General features: G+C 73.4%; 15 protein-coding genes, 2 tRNA genes and 1 pseudogene. 15 read left to right on the top strand and 3 right to left on the bottom strand.

Annotation, left to right across the window (positions count from 1 at the left end):
- Positions 1 to 270: 270 nt before the first annotated feature.
- The 5 genes from proB (at position 271) to GV126_RS12715 (ending at position 5,736) form a co-directional block, all read left to right on the top strand.
- Positions 271 to 1,377, top strand: a complete 1,107-nt coding sequence (gene proB / locus GV126_RS12735) for a glutamate 5-kinase (protein ID WP_159673606.1) — start codon at positions 271 to 273, stop codon at positions 1,375 to 1,377.
- 162 nt (positions 1,378 to 1,539) lie between these two features.
- Positions 1,540 to 2,073 (top strand): DUF8830 family protein, encoded by a 534-nt coding sequence (locus tag GV126_RS12730; protein ID WP_159665776.1) that lies wholly within the window; start codon positions 1,540 to 1,542, stop codon positions 2,071 to 2,073.
- A gap of 476 nt (positions 2,074 to 2,549) precedes the next feature.
- Positions 2,550 to 3,836: a glutamate-5-semialdehyde dehydrogenase gene (locus GV126_RS12725; RefSeq protein WP_159665773.1), complete on the top strand. Its 1,287-nt coding sequence runs from the start codon at positions 2,550 to 2,552 to the stop codon at positions 3,834 to 3,836.
- Positions 3,837 to 3,947: 111 nt separating this feature from the next.
- A complete protein-coding gene (locus GV126_RS12720; protein WP_438947840.1) occupies positions 3,948 to 4,523 on the top strand; it encodes an SCO2584 family spore wall biosynthesis protein in 576 nt (191 codons plus the stop codon).
- A gap of 142 nt (positions 4,524 to 4,665) precedes the next feature.
- Positions 4,666 to 5,736 carry an SCO2583 family membrane protein gene (locus GV126_RS12715; protein ID WP_159665767.1) on the top strand — a complete coding sequence of 357 codons (1,071 nt, stop codon included), beginning with the start codon at positions 4,666 to 4,668 and terminating at the stop codon, positions 5,734 to 5,736.
- A gap of 48 nt (positions 5,737 to 5,784) precedes the next feature.
- On the opposite strand, the gene GV126_RS12710 is transcribed toward GV126_RS12715, so the two are convergent.
- Positions 5,785 to 6,933, bottom strand: coding sequence for a M48 family metallopeptidase (locus tag GV126_RS12710; RefSeq protein ID WP_159665764.1), 1,149 nt, complete (start codon positions 6,931 to 6,933; stop codon positions 5,785 to 5,787).
- Between the two features lie 103 nt (positions 6,934 to 7,036).
- On the opposite strand from GV126_RS12710, the gene GV126_RS35755 reads away from it, so the two are divergent.
- The 10 genes from GV126_RS35755 (at position 7,037) to GV126_RS12670 (ending at position 12,453) form a co-directional block, all read left to right on the top strand.
- On the top strand, positions 7,037 to 7,201 hold the full coding sequence (locus GV126_RS35755; RefSeq protein WP_028422144.1) for a hypothetical protein: 165 nt from the start codon (positions 7,037 to 7,039) through the stop codon (positions 7,199 to 7,201).
- Between the two features lie 186 nt (positions 7,202 to 7,387).
- Positions 7,388 to 7,543, top strand: a complete 156-nt coding sequence (locus tag GV126_RS35750) for a hypothetical protein (RefSeq protein ID WP_185947969.1) — start codon at positions 7,388 to 7,390, stop codon at positions 7,541 to 7,543.
- 100 nt (positions 7,544 to 7,643) lie between these two features.
- The gene (gene nadD / locus GV126_RS12705) at positions 7,644 to 8,318 is read left to right on the top strand and encodes a nicotinate-nucleotide adenylyltransferase (RefSeq protein WP_159665761.1); all 675 of its coding nucleotides are present in this window, start codon (positions 7,644 to 7,646) and stop codon (positions 8,316 to 8,318) included.
- A gap of 15 nt (positions 8,319 to 8,333) precedes the next feature.
- Entirely contained in the window at positions 8,334 to 10,187 is a 1,854-nt protein-coding gene (locus GV126_RS12700) for an LCP family protein (protein ID WP_159665758.1), read from the top strand.
- A 77-nt stretch (positions 10,188 to 10,264) separates the two neighbouring features.
- Positions 10,265 to 10,711 (top strand): ribosome silencing factor, encoded by a 447-nt coding sequence (rsfS, locus tag GV126_RS12695; RefSeq protein WP_028422147.1) that lies wholly within the window; start codon positions 10,265 to 10,267, stop codon positions 10,709 to 10,711.
- Complete coding sequence (locus GV126_RS12690; protein WP_159665755.1) at positions 10,702 to 11,379, top strand: histidine phosphatase family protein; 678 nt, start codon at positions 10,702 to 10,704, stop codon at positions 11,377 to 11,379. The genes rsfS and GV126_RS12690 overlap by 10 nt, the downstream gene beginning before the upstream one ends.
- A gap of 143 nt (positions 11,380 to 11,522) precedes the next feature.
- Positions 11,523 to 11,595, top strand: a tRNA-Ala gene (locus GV126_RS12685).
- A gap of 248 nt (positions 11,596 to 11,843) precedes the next feature.
- Positions 11,844 to 12,017 (top strand): hypothetical protein, encoded by a 174-nt coding sequence (locus tag GV126_RS12680; RefSeq protein ID WP_159665752.1) that lies wholly within the window; start codon positions 11,844 to 11,846, stop codon positions 12,015 to 12,017.
- Between the two features lie 3 nt (positions 12,018 to 12,020).
- Positions 12,021 to 12,254, top strand: a complete 234-nt coding sequence (locus GV126_RS12675; protein WP_006136074.1) for a hypothetical protein — start codon at positions 12,021 to 12,023, stop codon at positions 12,252 to 12,254.
- 126 nt (positions 12,255 to 12,380) lie between these two features.
- Positions 12,381 to 12,453, top strand: a tRNA-Ala gene (locus GV126_RS12670).
- Positions 12,454 to 12,645: 192 nt separating this feature from the next.
- Here the strand turns inward: GV126_RS12670 and GV126_RS12665 are convergent.
- Positions 12,646 to 14,259: an NADH-quinone oxidoreductase subunit NuoF family protein gene (locus GV126_RS12665; RefSeq protein WP_185947966.1), complete on the bottom strand. Its 1,614-nt coding sequence runs from the start codon at positions 14,257 to 14,259 to the stop codon at positions 12,646 to 12,648.
- Positions 14,256 to 14,751 (bottom strand): annotated as a pseudogene (locus tag GV126_RS36425) (cytochrome b/b6 domain-containing protein); the annotation flags it as partial. The pseudogene GV126_RS36425 and the gene GV126_RS12665, both read right to left, overlap by 4 nt.

Below are 14,751 nucleotides of genomic sequence, written 5' to 3'. Positions count from 1 at the left end.
CGACGAGGCGGCGCACGCCCGTGATCCGGGTGTGCGCCGCCTCCGGGCGTCCGGGCCTCCGGGCGGTGGCCGGGCCCCAGGCTCCGGCCCCGCGCCGCCGTACCGGATCCACGGCCCGACCGGCGCCGGGCGCCGCTCCGTCCCGGTCCGCGTACTGGAACTCCCGCGCGGTCACCGACCCGCTTCGCGTAGATTCGGCACGTGGACACGGGTGTGCAGCAGCAGCGGCGTGAGGAGACGGGCGGCAAGGTGGCAGGGGCAAGGCAGGCCGTGCGCGAGGCCCGCAGGATCGTCGTCAAAGTGGGCTCCTCGTCCCTGACCACCGCGGCCGGCGGCCTGGACGCCGACCGCGTGGACGCCCTCGTCGACGTCCTCGCCAAGAGCCGCAGCAAGGGGGAGCGGGAGATCGTGCTGGTCTCCTCCGGCGCCATCGCCGCCGGGCTCGCCCCGCTGGGCCTGCGCCGCCGCCCGCGGGACCTGGCCCGCCAGCAGGCCGCCGCCAGCGTCGGCCAGGGCCTGCTCGTGGCCCGCTACACCGCCTCCTTCGCCCGCTACGGCATCCGCGTCGGCCAGATCCTGCTGACCGGCGAGGACACCAGCCGCCGCGCCCACCACCGCAACGCCTCGCGCACCCTGGACAAGCTCCTGGCGATGGGCGCCCTGCCGGTCGTCAACGAGAACGACACCGTCGCCACCGACGAGATCCGCTTCGGCGACAACGACCGCCTCGCCGCGCTCGTCGCCCACCTCGTCCACGCCGACCTGCTGGTGCTGCTGTCCGACGTCGACGGCGTCTACGACGGCGACCCCAGCAAGCCCGGCACCTCCCGGATAACCGACGTGCGCTCACCGGCCGACCTGGAGGGCGTCGAGATCGGCAGCGCGGGCAAGGCCGGTGTGGGCACCGGCGGCATGGTCACCAAGGTCGAGGCCGCCCGGATCGCGGCCGCCGCCGGCATCCCCGTGGTGCTCACCAGCGCGGTCCACGCCGCCGACGCCCTCGCGGGCAAGGACACCGGCACCTACTTCCACCCCACCGGCAAGCGCTCCGCCGACCGGCTGCTGTGGCTGCAGCACGCCTCCACCCCGCAGGGCTCGCTCACTCTCGACGACGGGGCGGTCCGCGCGGTCGTCGAGCGCCGCAAGTCGCTGCTCCCGGCGGGCATCGCCGCCGTCGAGGGCGCCTTCACCGCCGGCGACCCGGTCGAGCTGCGCGACGGGTCGGGCCGCGCGGTGGCCCGCGGACTCGTCAACTTCGACGCCACGGAGATCCCCCGGCTGATCGGCCGCTCCACCCGGGAACTGGCCCGCGAACTGGGACCGGCGTACGAACGCGAGGTCGTACACAGGGACGACCTGGTGCTTCTGGAGCCGTAATGGGTCGAAACGTCCCGCGGCCCGGCGCCTGAAGGTGGGGGACGTTCCGCAAAACCGCCCCACGGAGCCGCGCGGCCTGCTGCACTTTGTCCCAGGGACACAGTCCGCACGAGCACCCGGTGCGCGCCGCGCCGGGTCACGCACTGGGAGAAGGAGGCCGTCGTGAGACGAGTACGCCCGGGGGCGGCGTCCCGCGGTGGTACCGGCGGGTCCGCGTCCCGTGCGGCCGGCGAGGAGCGCGCCCTGACCAGCGTGGCCGCCGGGGAGCGCTACGCCAGGGAACACGCGGCCGAAGGGGCGCGGGGGACCAGCGAGGCGCCCGAGGCGTCCGACGCGCCGGAGACCCGCGCCGAGCTGCCCCGGCTGTGGCACATCACCCTGCGGGTCTGCGGCACCCGCACCCCGCTGGAGGAGGTACGGCGCGGCCTGGAACAGCTCGCCCACGACCACCCCTTCCTGCTGACCAGCCGCTACGCCGACGACCACGCGGAGATCCGCTACTGGGAGGAGGCCCGCGACCTGCACGACGCGGCCGCCGTCGCGCTGCGCCTGTGGGGCGAGCCCCGGCGCGGCGCCCAGCTGCCGCCCGGGGAGATCGCCGGCCGGGAGGTCGTCGCCCGCGACCCCTCCCCCCAGCGGCTCGCCGAGGGCTGCGGCCCGCCGCCCGCCACACCGGTCGGGGTCCATCCCTTCTGATCGGGGTCTGCCTTCCAACCGGGGTCCGCTGACCGGTGCCGGCTTGCTGACCGGGGCCGGCCGTCCGCACGTCGGCCGCAGGCCGTGGCGGAGGGGGCCGGGGCGTGGCTGGAGGGCGTTCGGGGCGGCGACGGGGGCCCGTGGTCCGGGCGCGGCTGCGCGGCTCACGGCCGTACGGGTCGGCGCACGCGGCTCACGGCCGTACGGGTCGGCCCATGCCGCTCGTGGTGTCCGGACCGGCGCATGCGGCCTGTGGTGTCCGGGCCGGCGCATGCGGCCGGTGGTGTCCGGGTCGGCGATGCGGCCTGCGCGCGCCCGGGCACGGATGCCCGGCCCCGGTCGCGCCCGCCTGCCTCACCGCCGCACCGGCCCGCGGCGGGTCCCGCCGCGGCCCGGGGTGTTTTGACCCGCCTCGTGGTGTCTCGCGCTGTGGAACACCCGCTGAAGACGCCCGCGCAGCGCACTACGCTTCCCCCATGACCACGCTCTCGCCGTACGACTCGATGTCCCCGGTCGCCCAGGCCGCCTACCGGGCCAAGGCCGCTGCCGCCGACCTCGCGCCGCTGCCGCGCGCGGAGAAGGACGACGCGCTGCTCGCCATCGCGGACGCCCTGGAGGTCCGTACCGGCGAGATCGTCGAGGCCAACGCCAAGGACGTCGCCAAGGCCCGCGCGGCCGGCACCAGCGATGCCATCGTCGACCGGCTCACCCTCACCCCGGAGCGGGTGCGTGCCATCGCCGCCGACGTGCGCCACGTGGTCGCGCTGCCCGACCCGGTCGGCGAGGTGGTCCGCGGCTCCACCCTGCCCAACGGCCTGGACCTGCGCCAGGTCCGCGTCCCGCTCGGCGTGGTCGGCATCATCTACGAGGCCCGGCCCAACGTCACCGTGGACGCCGCCGCCCTGTGCCTGAAGTCCGGCAACGCGGTGCTGCTGCGCGGCTCCGCCTCCGCCTACGAGTCGAACACCGCCCTGGTCCGGGTGATCCGCGACGCGGTCGGCGGGGCCGGGCTGCCCGCCGACGCGGTGCAACTGGTGCCCGGCGAGAGCCGTGAGAGCGTGCACGAGCTGATGCGCGCCCGCGGCCTGGTCGACGTGCTCATCCCGCGCGGCGGCGCCTCGCTGATCCGGACCGTCGTCAACGAGTCCACCGTGCCCGTGATCGAGACCGGCACCGGCAACTGCCACGTCTACGTCGACGCGCACGCCGACCTCGACATGGCCGTCGACATCCTGATCAACTCCAAGGCGCAGCGCCCCAGCGTCTGCAACGCCGCCGAGACCCTCCTGGTCCACCAGGACATCGCCGCCGACTTCCTGCCGCGCGCCCTGGACGCGCTCGCCGACGCCGGGGTCACCGTGCACGCCGACGAACGGGTGATGGCCTACGCGAAGGACTCCCGGGCCACGGTCGTGGAGGCCACCCCCGACGACTGGGACACCGAGTACCTGTCCTACGACATCGCCGCCGCCGTCGTGGACTCGCTGGACAAGGCCGTCGCCCACATCCGGCTGTGGTCCTCCGGGCACACCGAGGCGATCGTCACCTCCTCGCAGCAGGCCGCCCGCCGTTTCACCCGACTGGTGGACTCCACCACCGTCGCCGTGAACGCCTCCACCCGCTTCACCGACGGCGGCCAGTTCGGCTTCGGCGCGGAGATCGGCATCTCCACGCAGAAGCTGCACGCCCGTGGCCCGATGGGCCTGCCGGAGCTGACCAGCACGAAGTACATCGTCACCGGCGACGGCCACATCCGGCGCTGACGGCGAGCCCGCCGCGGCGCCGGCCGCACGCCCGGCGCACCGGCGTCTCACCTGGCGGATGAATTTCCATACCGTCTGCCCAAATTGACCCCCCAGGTCTACTCTGGAGGCGTGCCGGAGGACGTGGGGGGCACGCCGTTCCCTGACGGCTGGGAGCCCGACGACGACCACGACCGCGGGGTGTCGGACGAAGAGTTCGCCTCCGTGGTCTTCGACGAGGCATTCGTACGGGCGGCCGTGATCCACGAGCCGAGCGCCGTGGAACGCCTCCTGGCCGCCGCCCAGGCCAGAGCCGAGGCCTCCGAGGCCGAGGCCCGCCGCCGCGCCCACGCGCGAGGCGAGCGCTACGAGGACGGCTACGGCCCCGACCGGCCGGGCTTCGGCCACGACGGCGACCTCGACGACCTGGACGACCCCGACTTCCTGGACGGCCGCTCCGGCGGCATCGGCCCCTTCGGCAGACAGGTGCGCTGGCACCGCCCGGTCGCCTGGGTGCTCGCCCTCGTGATGGGCATCGGCATGGTCGCCCTGGCCTTCGCGGCGGTCTACCGGGGCAGCGGGTCCTCCGGCAGCCGGGACCAGGCTCCGCCGCCCGCCTCCACCGGCCTGGGGCAGGGCAGCGCCGCGCCCTCCGCGTCGGCCGACTCCTCGCCGCCGCTCGTCTCGGCGGTCCCGCGCACGCCCTGAGCCCAAGCGCCTCGCGCCCCTGCGCGTGCAGCCCCGGCGCACCCCGGACGCAGGCCGGGAGCCCGAGGCCCGGTGGAACGCTGTGCGTACTTGTCGCGCACCTGTGCGTTTACCAGCGCTTGCGGAGACCTACCCTGAATATATGGGCGGGCCCGGAGAGCCGCCTGAAGGGACTCCCGAGGGCACCCCGTCAGGCGCGGAGGACGAATACCGATCCGTCGTGTTCGACGAGTCGTTCGTGCGTGCTGCCCGCCTTCAGGAGTACTCCGCGCGGGAGCGGATGACCGACCACACCCCCGCGGTGCGCCGCCGCCCCGCCCTGCGCCGCGGGCTGCCCCGCCAGGCCCTCGTCCTCTTCCTGCTGATCGCCCTCGCCTTCGTCACCGCGGTCTACCTGGGCGTACGCAGCCCGTACCGCGCCCCGCAGGCCCAGCGGCCCGCCGCCCCGCTCACGACGACCGTCATCCCGCTCGCCCCGCAGGGCAAGGTGCCCGGCGCCGCCGACCCCGCGCAGTTGTACGCGCACAGCCCGGCCAAGCGGTACCTCGCCGGAGCCGAGGGCATCGCGCTGCCCACCCACCGGGCCGGCGCGTACTTCTCCGACAGCCAGGTCGTCGCCGCCCTGAGCTACGCCAGGGAGTACCTCGTCGCCTCCTCCCTCGACCCGGCGGTGCTCATCGCGGGCCGGTACGACGGCGTGCGCTCCCTGCTCGACACGGACCAGCTGCAGCAGTTCGACCAGAGCGCCGGGCATCCGGCCGCCGACGGCCGGCACGCGCTCACCGGCTGGCTCGTCCACTTCGCCCCCGACCGCGCCCGGCTGGCCGACCCGCAGGTTCGCGCACAGGGCGCCCTGCAGGTGCGCGAGGACGACGCCGCGGCCCTGGAGGTCTCCGCGGACGTCACCTTCGTCTATGCCCTCAGGCAGGCCGGGTCCGCCGCCCACGCGCCGGCCTCGCTGTTCACCGTCCGGCGGGAGCTGCGATTCCGCTTCGACCGCGACGACCTGCGCCGGCACCAGGTCCAGCTCGTGGCCTCCACCGTCCAGGCCGGCCCGCTGTCCTGCGCGGAGGACGCCACGGCCCACTTCGACCCGGTCCTGGCCGGACAGACCGCCAAGGGTGGCGGCCCGGCCGCCACGAACCCCTACGCCCAGGGCGGCGCCACGCCCCTGTGCGGCACCCTCTCCCCGGCGGCGCAGCCCCAGGTGTGAGCCCGCCACCGTCCGGCCCACGACGCACGCGCCGACCGGTCTTCCTCCTCAGTCCCCGGCCGACTGCGAGCCGTCCGAGCGCGGCTCGTCCGAGGGCGATTCGTCCGCCGGGCCGTCCTTCGGGCCGTCCTTCGCGCCGTTCTTCGCGGACCCCGTGCCCGTGAAGCCGCCGAAACCGCGCCGGACCCGCTCGCCGAGGTCGCCCGCCCCGCCCGCCAGGTCGCTGACCAGCTTCATCAGCGGGTCCTTGGAGCTTTTCACGTGGTTGGCGTAGTGCGCCGCCGAATCCCGGAAGGAGTCGCCGACCGAGGCGTCCTTGTCCTCGCTGCGCCGCGGGTAGTGGCCGTCCACGATCCGCTGGTAGTCGCGGGAGGCGGCCCACTTCTTCAGCTCCGCCGCCCGCACGGTGGCGAAGGGGTGGGTGCGCGGCAGCACGTTGAGGATCTTCAGCACGGAGTCGCGCAGGTCACCGGCCTCCTCGTACTCCTCGGCCTGCTTCAGGAACGCGTCGACGTTCATCTCGTGCAGATGGTGGCCGCCGGCCAGCTTCATCAGGCCCCGCAGGGAGGCCTGCACGTCCTGCCCGACCAGCAGCCCCGCCCGGTCGGCCGACAGCTCCGACTTGCGGAACCACTCGCGCAGCGCCGTGACGATCGCCATGATCGCGATGTTGCCCAGCGGGATCCAGGCCACCCGGACGGCCAGGCTGGTCAGGAACAGCAGGATCGTGCGGTACACCGAGTGGCCGGACAGGGCGTGCCCGACCTCGTGGCCGACGACCGCCCGCATCTCCTCCTCGTCGAGCAGCTCGACCAGGCCCGTGGTGACCACGATGATCGGCTCGTCCAGGCCGATGCACATCGCGTTGGGCTGCGGGTCCTGGTTGACGTACATCGGCGGGACCTTCTCCAGGTCCAGGATGTAGCAGGCGTCCCGCAGCATGTCGTTCAGGTGGGCGAACTGCTGGTCGGAGACGCGCACGGAGTCGGACAGGAACAGCAGCCGCAGGCTGCGCTCGGGCAGCAGACCGCTGAGGGCCTTGAAGACCGTGTCGAAGCCGCTGAGCCGGCGCAGGGCGACCAGGGCGGACCGGTCGGCCGGGTGCTCGTACGCCCGCGAGGAGATCCCCGGGAAGCGCGAGCGCCGCCTGCTCGGCACCTGCCGGTGCCCGTTGTGCTCGTGGCCGTCGTCGGACATGTGATTCCCCCATGATGTCTGTGGTGCCCCATGTGCCCCCGAAGCAGGAGCCAGCCTAGGCGGCGTTACCGTGGACGGGCAGTACAGCGAAGGAGACCATGCCATGGAGCACCATCCCGCAGTCGCCCGGCTCACCGAGGCCGCCGGTGCCGCGACCCAGCACCAGGGATCGGGTGACCTCCTCCGGGTCGTCCTGGTCGTGATGATCCTGGGCTGCGTGCTGACCGGCTGGCTGCTGTTGCGCGGCTACAAGCGGAACGACGACTGAGCCCGCCGGAAGGTTCCCGAGACGTCCCCGGCCCCGCGGGCGCGGTCGTCCCGCACATCCGACCGCGCAGGTCGGGCCGGGCGCGTGGGGCCCGCAACGGTGGAGTCGGCGTGAGGCGCGTGAGGGCGGGCGCTTACGATGAGCCGACGTCTTTATCCCGCCCACACCCGGATAGGTCTGCCGAAGATGAGCTTCCCCAGCACCGCTGCCCAGTTGGTCAACCTCGCCGAGGCCGAGGGCGGCCACCACGAGAGTCTCAACCCGGCCGTGACGGGCGGCGCCGCGCTCGTCGTCCTGCTGCTCCTGCTGTGGATCACCACCCGCTTCAACCGCGACCGCTGACCCGCCTCGGCCCGCTCCGGGGCCTGTCCCGGGCCCCGCGCGCCGTCCCCGGCCATCTCGCCGCCGGGGTGCTCGGGCCGGGCCGGTAGGGTCTGCACGCATGGGAGAGCAGGACATGCCTACCGGTCCGGCGAGTGACACGGTGAAGCACCCCGAGCACGGACCGGGCAGCGGCCCGGTGTCGACGGGCAAGCGCCGCCTGGGCGTCATGGGCGGAACGTTCGACCCGATCCACCACGGGCACCTCGTGGCGGCCAGCGAGGTCGCCGCCCAGTTCCCCCTGGACGAGGTGGTGTTCGTCCCCCCCGGCCAGCCCTGGCAGAAGAGCCACCGCCGTGTCTCCCCGGCCGAGGACCGCTATCTGATGACGGTCATCGCCACCGCCGAGAACCCGCAGTTCTCCGTCAGCCGCATCGACATCGACCGCGGCGGCCCCACGTACACCGTGGACACCCTGCGCGACCTGCGCTCCCTCAACCCCGACACCGACCTGTTCTTCATCACCGGCGCCGACGCGCTCGCCCAGATCCTGACCTGGCGCGACTCGGAGGAGCTGTTCTCCCTCGCCCACTTCATCGGCGTCACCCGGCCCGGCCACAACCTCAACGACCCCGGACTGCCCGAGGGCGGCGTCTCGCTGGTCGAGGTCCCCGCGCTCGCCATCTCCTCCACGGACTGCCGTGCGCGCGTCGCCAAGGGGGACCCCATCTGGTATCTGGTGCCCGACGGAGTCGTGCGCTACATCGACAAGCGCGAGCTGTACCGCGGCGAGTAGCCGAGAGGGGCACCGGTGAACGACCGATACGACGCTGGGTACGGGAGCGAGGGCTACGAGCTGGTCGGCTACGACGACTACGGCCGCCCGGTGTACCGCCAGGTCCCCGTCCAGCAGACCCCGCAGCAGACGTACGACGCCTACGGCCACCAGGACCCGCAGACCGGACCGGCCGCACCGGCCGGACAGGGCTACGGCTACGACCCGTACACCACCACCGGACCGCAGCACCCGCAGCAGCCGTACGAGCCCTACCCGCCCTACGGGACCCACGACGCGCACGACGCGCCCGGCTCGCACGACGCGCAGGGCTTCTACGCGCCTCCCGGCTCCCCGGGCGGCGGCCCCGGCGCCTACGACCCCTACGGGACCGCGGCACCGGCCCCCGGGACCGCCCCGGAGACCGGGACCGCCTACGACCCCTACACCCCCTACGACCCCTACGGGCAGGCCGCGACCAGCGGGCAGCAGCCCCGCGTCGCCGAGCAGACCGCGTACATCCCGCAGCAGGCCGGCCCCCAGGACGGGCACGCGCCGCTCCAGGAGCGCCGGCAGCCCGAGGAGCCCGACGAGGGCGCGCGGCAGCCGGAGTACCACACCGAGCAGTTCGCCTTCGTGGAGGAGCCGGACGACGACTCCGAGGACGTCATCGACTGGCTGAAGTTCACCGAGAACCGCACCGAGCGCCGCGAGGAGGCCCGGCGCCGCGCCCGCAGCCGCCTCATCGCCCTGGTCGTCGTGCTGGCCCTGGTCGCGCTCGGCGGCGTCGGCTGGCTCTGGTACGCCGGGAAGCTGCCCGGGCTGTCGTCGTCCGGCACCGAGCAGGGCGCCGCCACCGCCGCCGGCGCCCAGAAACGCGACGTGATCGTCGTCCATCTGCACGACACCGCCAAGGGCGGCACGTCCACGGCACTGCTGGTGGACAACACCACCACCAAGCAGGGCACCACCGTGCTGCTGCCCAACTCCCTGGCGCTGACCGGCGACGACGGCACCACGACCACCCTGGCCAAGTCCGTCCAGGACGACGGCTCCTCCGGCACGCGCGACCAGCTCGACACCGTCCTGGGCACCAGTATCCAGGGCACCTGGCGCCTGGACACCCCCTACCTGCAGAACCTGGTCGACCTGGTCGGCGGCATCGACGTCGACACCAATGCCGACGTCCCCGACCCGGACACCAAGAAGAAGGGCGCCTCGCCCCTCGTCCACAAGGGCGCGGACCAGAGCCTGAGCGGCAAGATGGCGGTCGCCTACGCCACCTACCGGGCCTCGGGGGAGTCCGACAACGCCCAGCTGGAGCGGTTCGGGCAGGTGATGCAGGGCGTGCTGCGCAAGCTGTCCTCCGACCCGCAGTCCGCCACCGTCACCGTGCAGACGCTGGCGCAGATCCTCGACCCCTCCCTCACCGACAAGGACCTGGGCACCTTCCTGGCCAAGCTCGCCGACCTCGCCAAGGGCGGCGACTACAGGACGGCGCTGCTGCCCGTGCAGCCCGACGGCACACTCAGCGCGCAGACCAGCGCGAGCGTGGTCAAGGACATCCTGGGCGGCGCGGCGAAGAGCCCCGACCAGGGAGCGGCCGTGCGGGTGTCGGTGCAGAACGCCTCCGGCACCAAGGACGCCACCGACAAGGCCCGTGTCGTCCTCCTCAACGGCGGCTTCACCTTCCTGGAGGGCGGCACCGCCTCCACCGCCCGCTCCACGTCCCAGGTGATCTACGCGGACGCCGCCGACAAGGAGAACGCCACCGAGGTCGCCAAGACCCTGGGCCTGCCCGACGGCTCCGTGACGAAGGGCACGGTCACCTCCGGCGCGGACGTCTCGGTCGTCCTCGGCCGGGACTACAAGCCCTCGTCAGGCGGGTGATCCGGTAATGACGTGGGGTGCTGTCGGCGGTCCGTGAGACCCTGGAGGGCAAGTGACCGCCGACGGAAAGCCCTGTAGTGACCGCGACCGACCGCTCTCTGGAGCTCATCAACACCGCCGCCCAGGCGGCAGCCGACAAGCTCGCCCACGACGTCATCGCCTATGACGTCAGCGACGTGCTGTCGATCACGGACGCCTTCCTCCTGGCGTCCGCACCCAACGACCGCCAGGTCAAGTCGATCGTCGACGAGATCGAGGAGCGACTGCTGAAGGAACTCGGTGCCAAGCCGGTGCGCCGCGAGGGCGACCGCGAGGCCCGCTGGGTCCTGCTCGACTACGTCGACATCGTCGTGCACGTCCAGCACAGCGAGGAGCGCGTCTTCTACGCCCTGGAGCGGCTGTGGAAGGACTGCCCCGAGATCGAGCTGCCCGCCGACGCCCGGGCCACCCGAGGCAAGGCCGAGGAGCACGCCAGGCTGCAGGCCGCCGAGGAGCCGGCCCAGCCGGGTGGTGAGTGGCGGTGAGCGGCGCCGCTGAGGGGGCGGCCCGCACGCCGGGCCGGGGTCGCCGCATCATCCTGTGGCGGCACGGCCAGACCTCCTGGAACGTCGAGCGGCGCTTCCAGGGGTCCACGGACGTCGAACTCACCGACACCGGCATCGGTCAGGCCCGCCGCGCGGCCCGGCTGCTGGCCTCCCTCGGGCCCGACGCGATCGTCTCCTCCGACCTGCGGCGGGCCGCGCGCACGGCCGCCGAGCTGGCGACCCTGACCGGTCTCGACGTCACCCTGGACGAGGGCCTGCGCGAGACCTACGCGGGCGTCTGGCAGGGCCTGACGCACGAGGAGATCATCGCCCGGTACGGCGAGGAGTACGCCGCGTGGAAGCGCGGCGAGCCGGTGCGCCGCGGCGGCGGCGAACTGGAGACCGAGGTGGCCGACCGCGCCGCCCCGGTGGTGCTGCGGCACGTGGAGAAGCTGCCCGAGGACGGCACGCTGGTGGTCGTCAGCCACGGCGGCACCATCCGCACCACCATCGGCCGCCTCCTCGGTCTGGAGGCCCGACACTGGGAGAGCCTGGGCGGCCTCTCCAACTGCTGCTGGTCCGTCCTCGGCGAGGGCAGCCGGGGCTGGCGCCTGCTGGAGCACAACGCCGGCACGCTGCCGGAGCCGGTCCTCGGCGACGACGACTGAGGCCGTCCGGGGCCGCGTGCGGCGGCCGTGCGGCACCGCGCCGGACCCGGATTTCACTTTCTGGCAGGTCGCAGGCTAAAGTTCTTCTTGTTCGCCCCGCCGAGCGGGGCGAAACAAGACACGCGGCCCGCCGCGTGACGCAAGGGGCTATAGCTCAGTTGGTAGAGCGCCTGCATGGCATGCAGGAGGTCAGGAGTTCAATTCTCCTTAGCTCCACGGATGAATCCCGTCCCCTCAGGGGGGCGGGATTTTTCGTCGCTTGAGCGGCAGGCGTCCGTGGGGCGTATACCTCGGGGAAGGCGCTCTCGGCGCTGGCGCGGGCAGGGTGCGGGTGCGTGCGGTGGCCGGCGGCCGCGGCGGCCGTCGTGGCCGGACTGGTACCGAGGCGTCGCTGACCGTATCGGTCCGGCCGTGGCAGAATCAAACGGCCGGAAGGGGACGCGGCCCGACGGGAGGGAGTAGCGATGCCTGCCAGCATCCACGGGGAGGTCGGCGACCTCCTCGATGCGGCGTTGATACGGAACACGGCCACTCGTCTCGTCTGCCCCTCCTGCGGCTCCCTGCACGTGGCTCAAGTCCTCGGCGACAACGGAGGGATCTCGTACGTGTGCACGGCCTGCGGCCACAGCTGGAGCTGATCGATGGGTGCCCACAGGCGAAAGTGCGACTGGTGCGGCAGCGGTACGCCGATCGTCCGTGACATGGAGCCGATCAACCCCGACTACCAGTACTGGTGCGAGGAGTGCGCGCGGGCGCTGATCATAAAAGGCGACCCGATCGAGACGTACCGCGAGCTGGAGGGCGAGCCGATCTACGGCCGGCTCCTGGAGGAACACTGCACGCTCAAGCGGTTCTACTCCTTCGTCACGGCGTGACGAATCGGGCGTATGCCACCCGAGCGGGGCGCTCGGAGAACGGATTTGGCGCTGCAGCCCGGGACCTGTAATGTTTACGTCGTCGCCGGGGGAACCGAGAGGGAAACCGGGCGGCGCACCGAGCAAGGGGCTATAGCTCAGTTGGTAGAGCGCCTGCATGGCATGCAGGAGGTCAGGAGTTCAATTCTCCTTAGCTCCACAGCAGTCGAGGGCGGGTCATCCGAAAAGGATGGCCCGCCCTCGACGTATTGCGCGCGTCACATCGGTGCGGTGGGGTCGGACCCGGGCACCGGGAACGGTGAACCCGAGGACCCGAGGCACCCGGGGACCCGAGGCACCCGGGAACCCGGGAACCCGGGAACCCGGGAACCTCGGATCCGACCCCTTCACATCAGCGGCCCAGCGCCCGTCGCCCCCGTCCCTGCGACAGCACCGGCAGGTTGCCGCGCGCGGACGACTCCGCACGCGTGTCCTCCTCGACGCGCAGCGCCAGCGCCGGGCAACGGCGCACCGCCCGCAGGGCCTTCGCCTCGGCGTACCGGGGCACCGGCGCCTGCGCCACCGTCGGGAAGCCGTCCGCGCCCAGTTGGAAGACCTCCGGCAGGATGTCCGCGCACAGGCCGTGGCCGCGGCACAGCGTCCAGTCGACGTGGATCCTCTGCCGGCTCGGGCCGGTCTCCTCGGCCGCTCCGCCGCCCGGGACGCCCGTCGGCGCCCGGCCCCCCTCGAACAGCGGCAGCAGACCCTGCACGGGCCGTCCGCAGCCGTCGCCGAGGACGTGCGCGGCGAGGTCGTCGGTGAACGCCCTGACCGTCGACTCCAGGAACATCGCCGAGCCGTCCGGATGCGAACACGCCCCACGCCGCTTGACGTTCCTCGCGACCTGCTTCAGCGCCTCCAGGGCGGCCGGGCCGCCGCCGTTAAGGATGTCCTCCATGCCGCGCGCGGCGGCCGGCAGGCCCAGGTAGCAGGGGCCGCACTGGCCGGCGCTCTCCTCGGCCAGCCACTGCGCCACCCGCAGCGACTCGCCCAGCGGGCAGGTGTCCTGACCGATCGGCAGGATCGCCCCGGCGCCCAGCGAACCGCCCACCGCGTCCAGGGAGTTGCGCGAGACGATCGCCTCGTTCACCGTCGCCGCGTCGATCCACTTGCCGTGGTAGCCGCCGGTCAGCACGCCCTGCGGCACCGGCGGGGCGCCCGCCAGCTGGAGCACGTAGCGCAGCGGCACACCCGTGGGGACCTCGATCACCATCGGGCGGGCCACCGCGCCGGACAGCGTCAGCATGACGGTGCCCGGCTCGTCGTACAGGCCGGTGTGGCCGTAGCGCTCCGGGCCGATCCGGGCGGCGATCGCCAGCTGGGCGAACGTCTCGGCGTTCGACAGCAGCGTGGGCGCACCGCCCACGCCGCTCTGCGAGGCGCTGGTCTTGCGGCCCGGCGGGATGGCCGGACCGCCGTCGATGGACCGGATCAGCGAGGCCGCCGCGCCCGTGACCATGCGCACCGGATTGCGCTGCACGCGCGCGCGGATCGCCGAGCGGCGCCCGTTGCTCAGGCCGCGTTCGGCGAGCGCGTCCTCCATGGAGCGCTGCGTGGAGGCCCGGGTGACGCCGACCACGAGGGTGCGGGCACCCAGGGCCTCGGCGCACAGCAGGGCGCCGTCCAGGATGAGATGCGGGGCGCGGTTGATCAGCACCGTGTCCTTGCGGCAGGCCGGCTCGTCCTCGCTTCCGTTGACGACCACCACCGGCCGCACCCCGCGGCGGATCGCCGACTCGGCGACCGACCGCAGCTTTTTGTGGAAGGGGAAGCCCGCGCCGCCGCGGCCCCGGAGGTTGACGGCCTCGGCGAGCTGCGCGAGCTGTTCCCCGCCCAGCGGCTCCAGCGGCCCGTGCACCTTCAGGTGCATGGACAGATCGAGTCGCTCGACAAGGTCGAAGCCCGACGTGAGCTGGGGGAGCCCGACCACGCGGACTTCCGGGACGTCGGGCAGGGCCTCGTTCACCTGTGGCCTCCGGACGGCGTGTTCCAGGGTTCGCCCGAACCCGGCGCGCCGAAGGGCGTGCCGGGGAGTGTTTCCGTGGCGGGACCGCTCGTGTACGTGTCGTTCGGGTGGTACGCGCCCGAGGGGCGGTTCGTCTCACCGATGTCGTGCACATCACGTCCGCCGTGGCCGTACGGGTCCGCGGCGGCGTACCGCGGGACGGAGGGCCCGGTGTCCCGCAGCGGGTCGTACGCCGACGGGGGCGCCTCGCCGACCGGTGGCGGCGAGGGGATCGGCCAGCCGCCGGCGTCCGGGGGCGCCTGCGGGCGGGCGGCCTGCTCCGCCGCGAAGGGCTGCTCGGGCGCGAAGGGCTGCTCCGCCGTGTAGGGCTGCGGGGCGGCGAAGGTCGGCTGGGCGGCGTAGGGCTGCGGGGCCGCGTAGGGCTGCTCGGCGACGAAGGGCTGCTGGGCCCGCGCGGGCCCAGCAGCCCTTCGTCGCCGAGCAGCCCTACGC

It is taken from the genome of Streptomyces mexicanus (assembly GCF_902506575.1).
Lineage (GTDB): Bacteria > Actinomycetota > Actinomycetes > Streptomycetales > Streptomycetaceae > Streptomyces > Streptomyces mexicanus.
Note: the sequence above shows the minus strand (reverse complement) of the source record. Positions and strands in the feature narration are given on the sequence as shown.

What these genes read in the sequence shown, in the direction of transcription:
- GV126_RS12725 (WP_159665773.1), top strand. Translation starts at nt 2,550, where the DNA reads ATGACCACGCTCTCGCCGTACGACTCGATGTCCCCGGTCGCCCAGGCC.
- GV126_RS12715 (WP_159665767.1), top strand. Translation starts at nt 4,666, where the DNA reads ATGGGCGGGCCCGGAGAGCCGCCTGAAGGGACTCCCGAGGGCACCCCG.
- GV126_RS12710 (WP_159665764.1), bottom strand. Translation starts at nt 6,933, where the DNA reads ATGTCCGACGACGGCCACGAGCACAACGGGCACCGGCAGGTGCCGAGC.
- GV126_RS35755 (WP_028422144.1), top strand. Translation starts at nt 7,037, where the DNA reads ATGGAGCACCATCCCGCAGTCGCCCGGCTCACCGAGGCCGCCGGTGCC.
- GV126_RS35750 (WP_185947969.1), top strand. Translation starts at nt 7,388, where the DNA reads ATGAGCTTCCCCAGCACCGCTGCCCAGTTGGTCAACCTCGCCGAGGCC.
- nadD (WP_159665761.1), top strand. Translation starts at nt 7,644, where the DNA reads ATGGGAGAGCAGGACATGCCTACCGGTCCGGCGAGTGACACGGTGAAG.
- GV126_RS12680 (WP_159665752.1), top strand. Translation starts at nt 11,844, where the DNA reads ATGCCTGCCAGCATCCACGGGGAGGTCGGCGACCTCCTCGATGCGGCG.
- GV126_RS12675 (WP_006136074.1), top strand. Translation starts at nt 12,021, where the DNA reads ATGGGTGCCCACAGGCGAAAGTGCGACTGGTGCGGCAGCGGTACGCCG.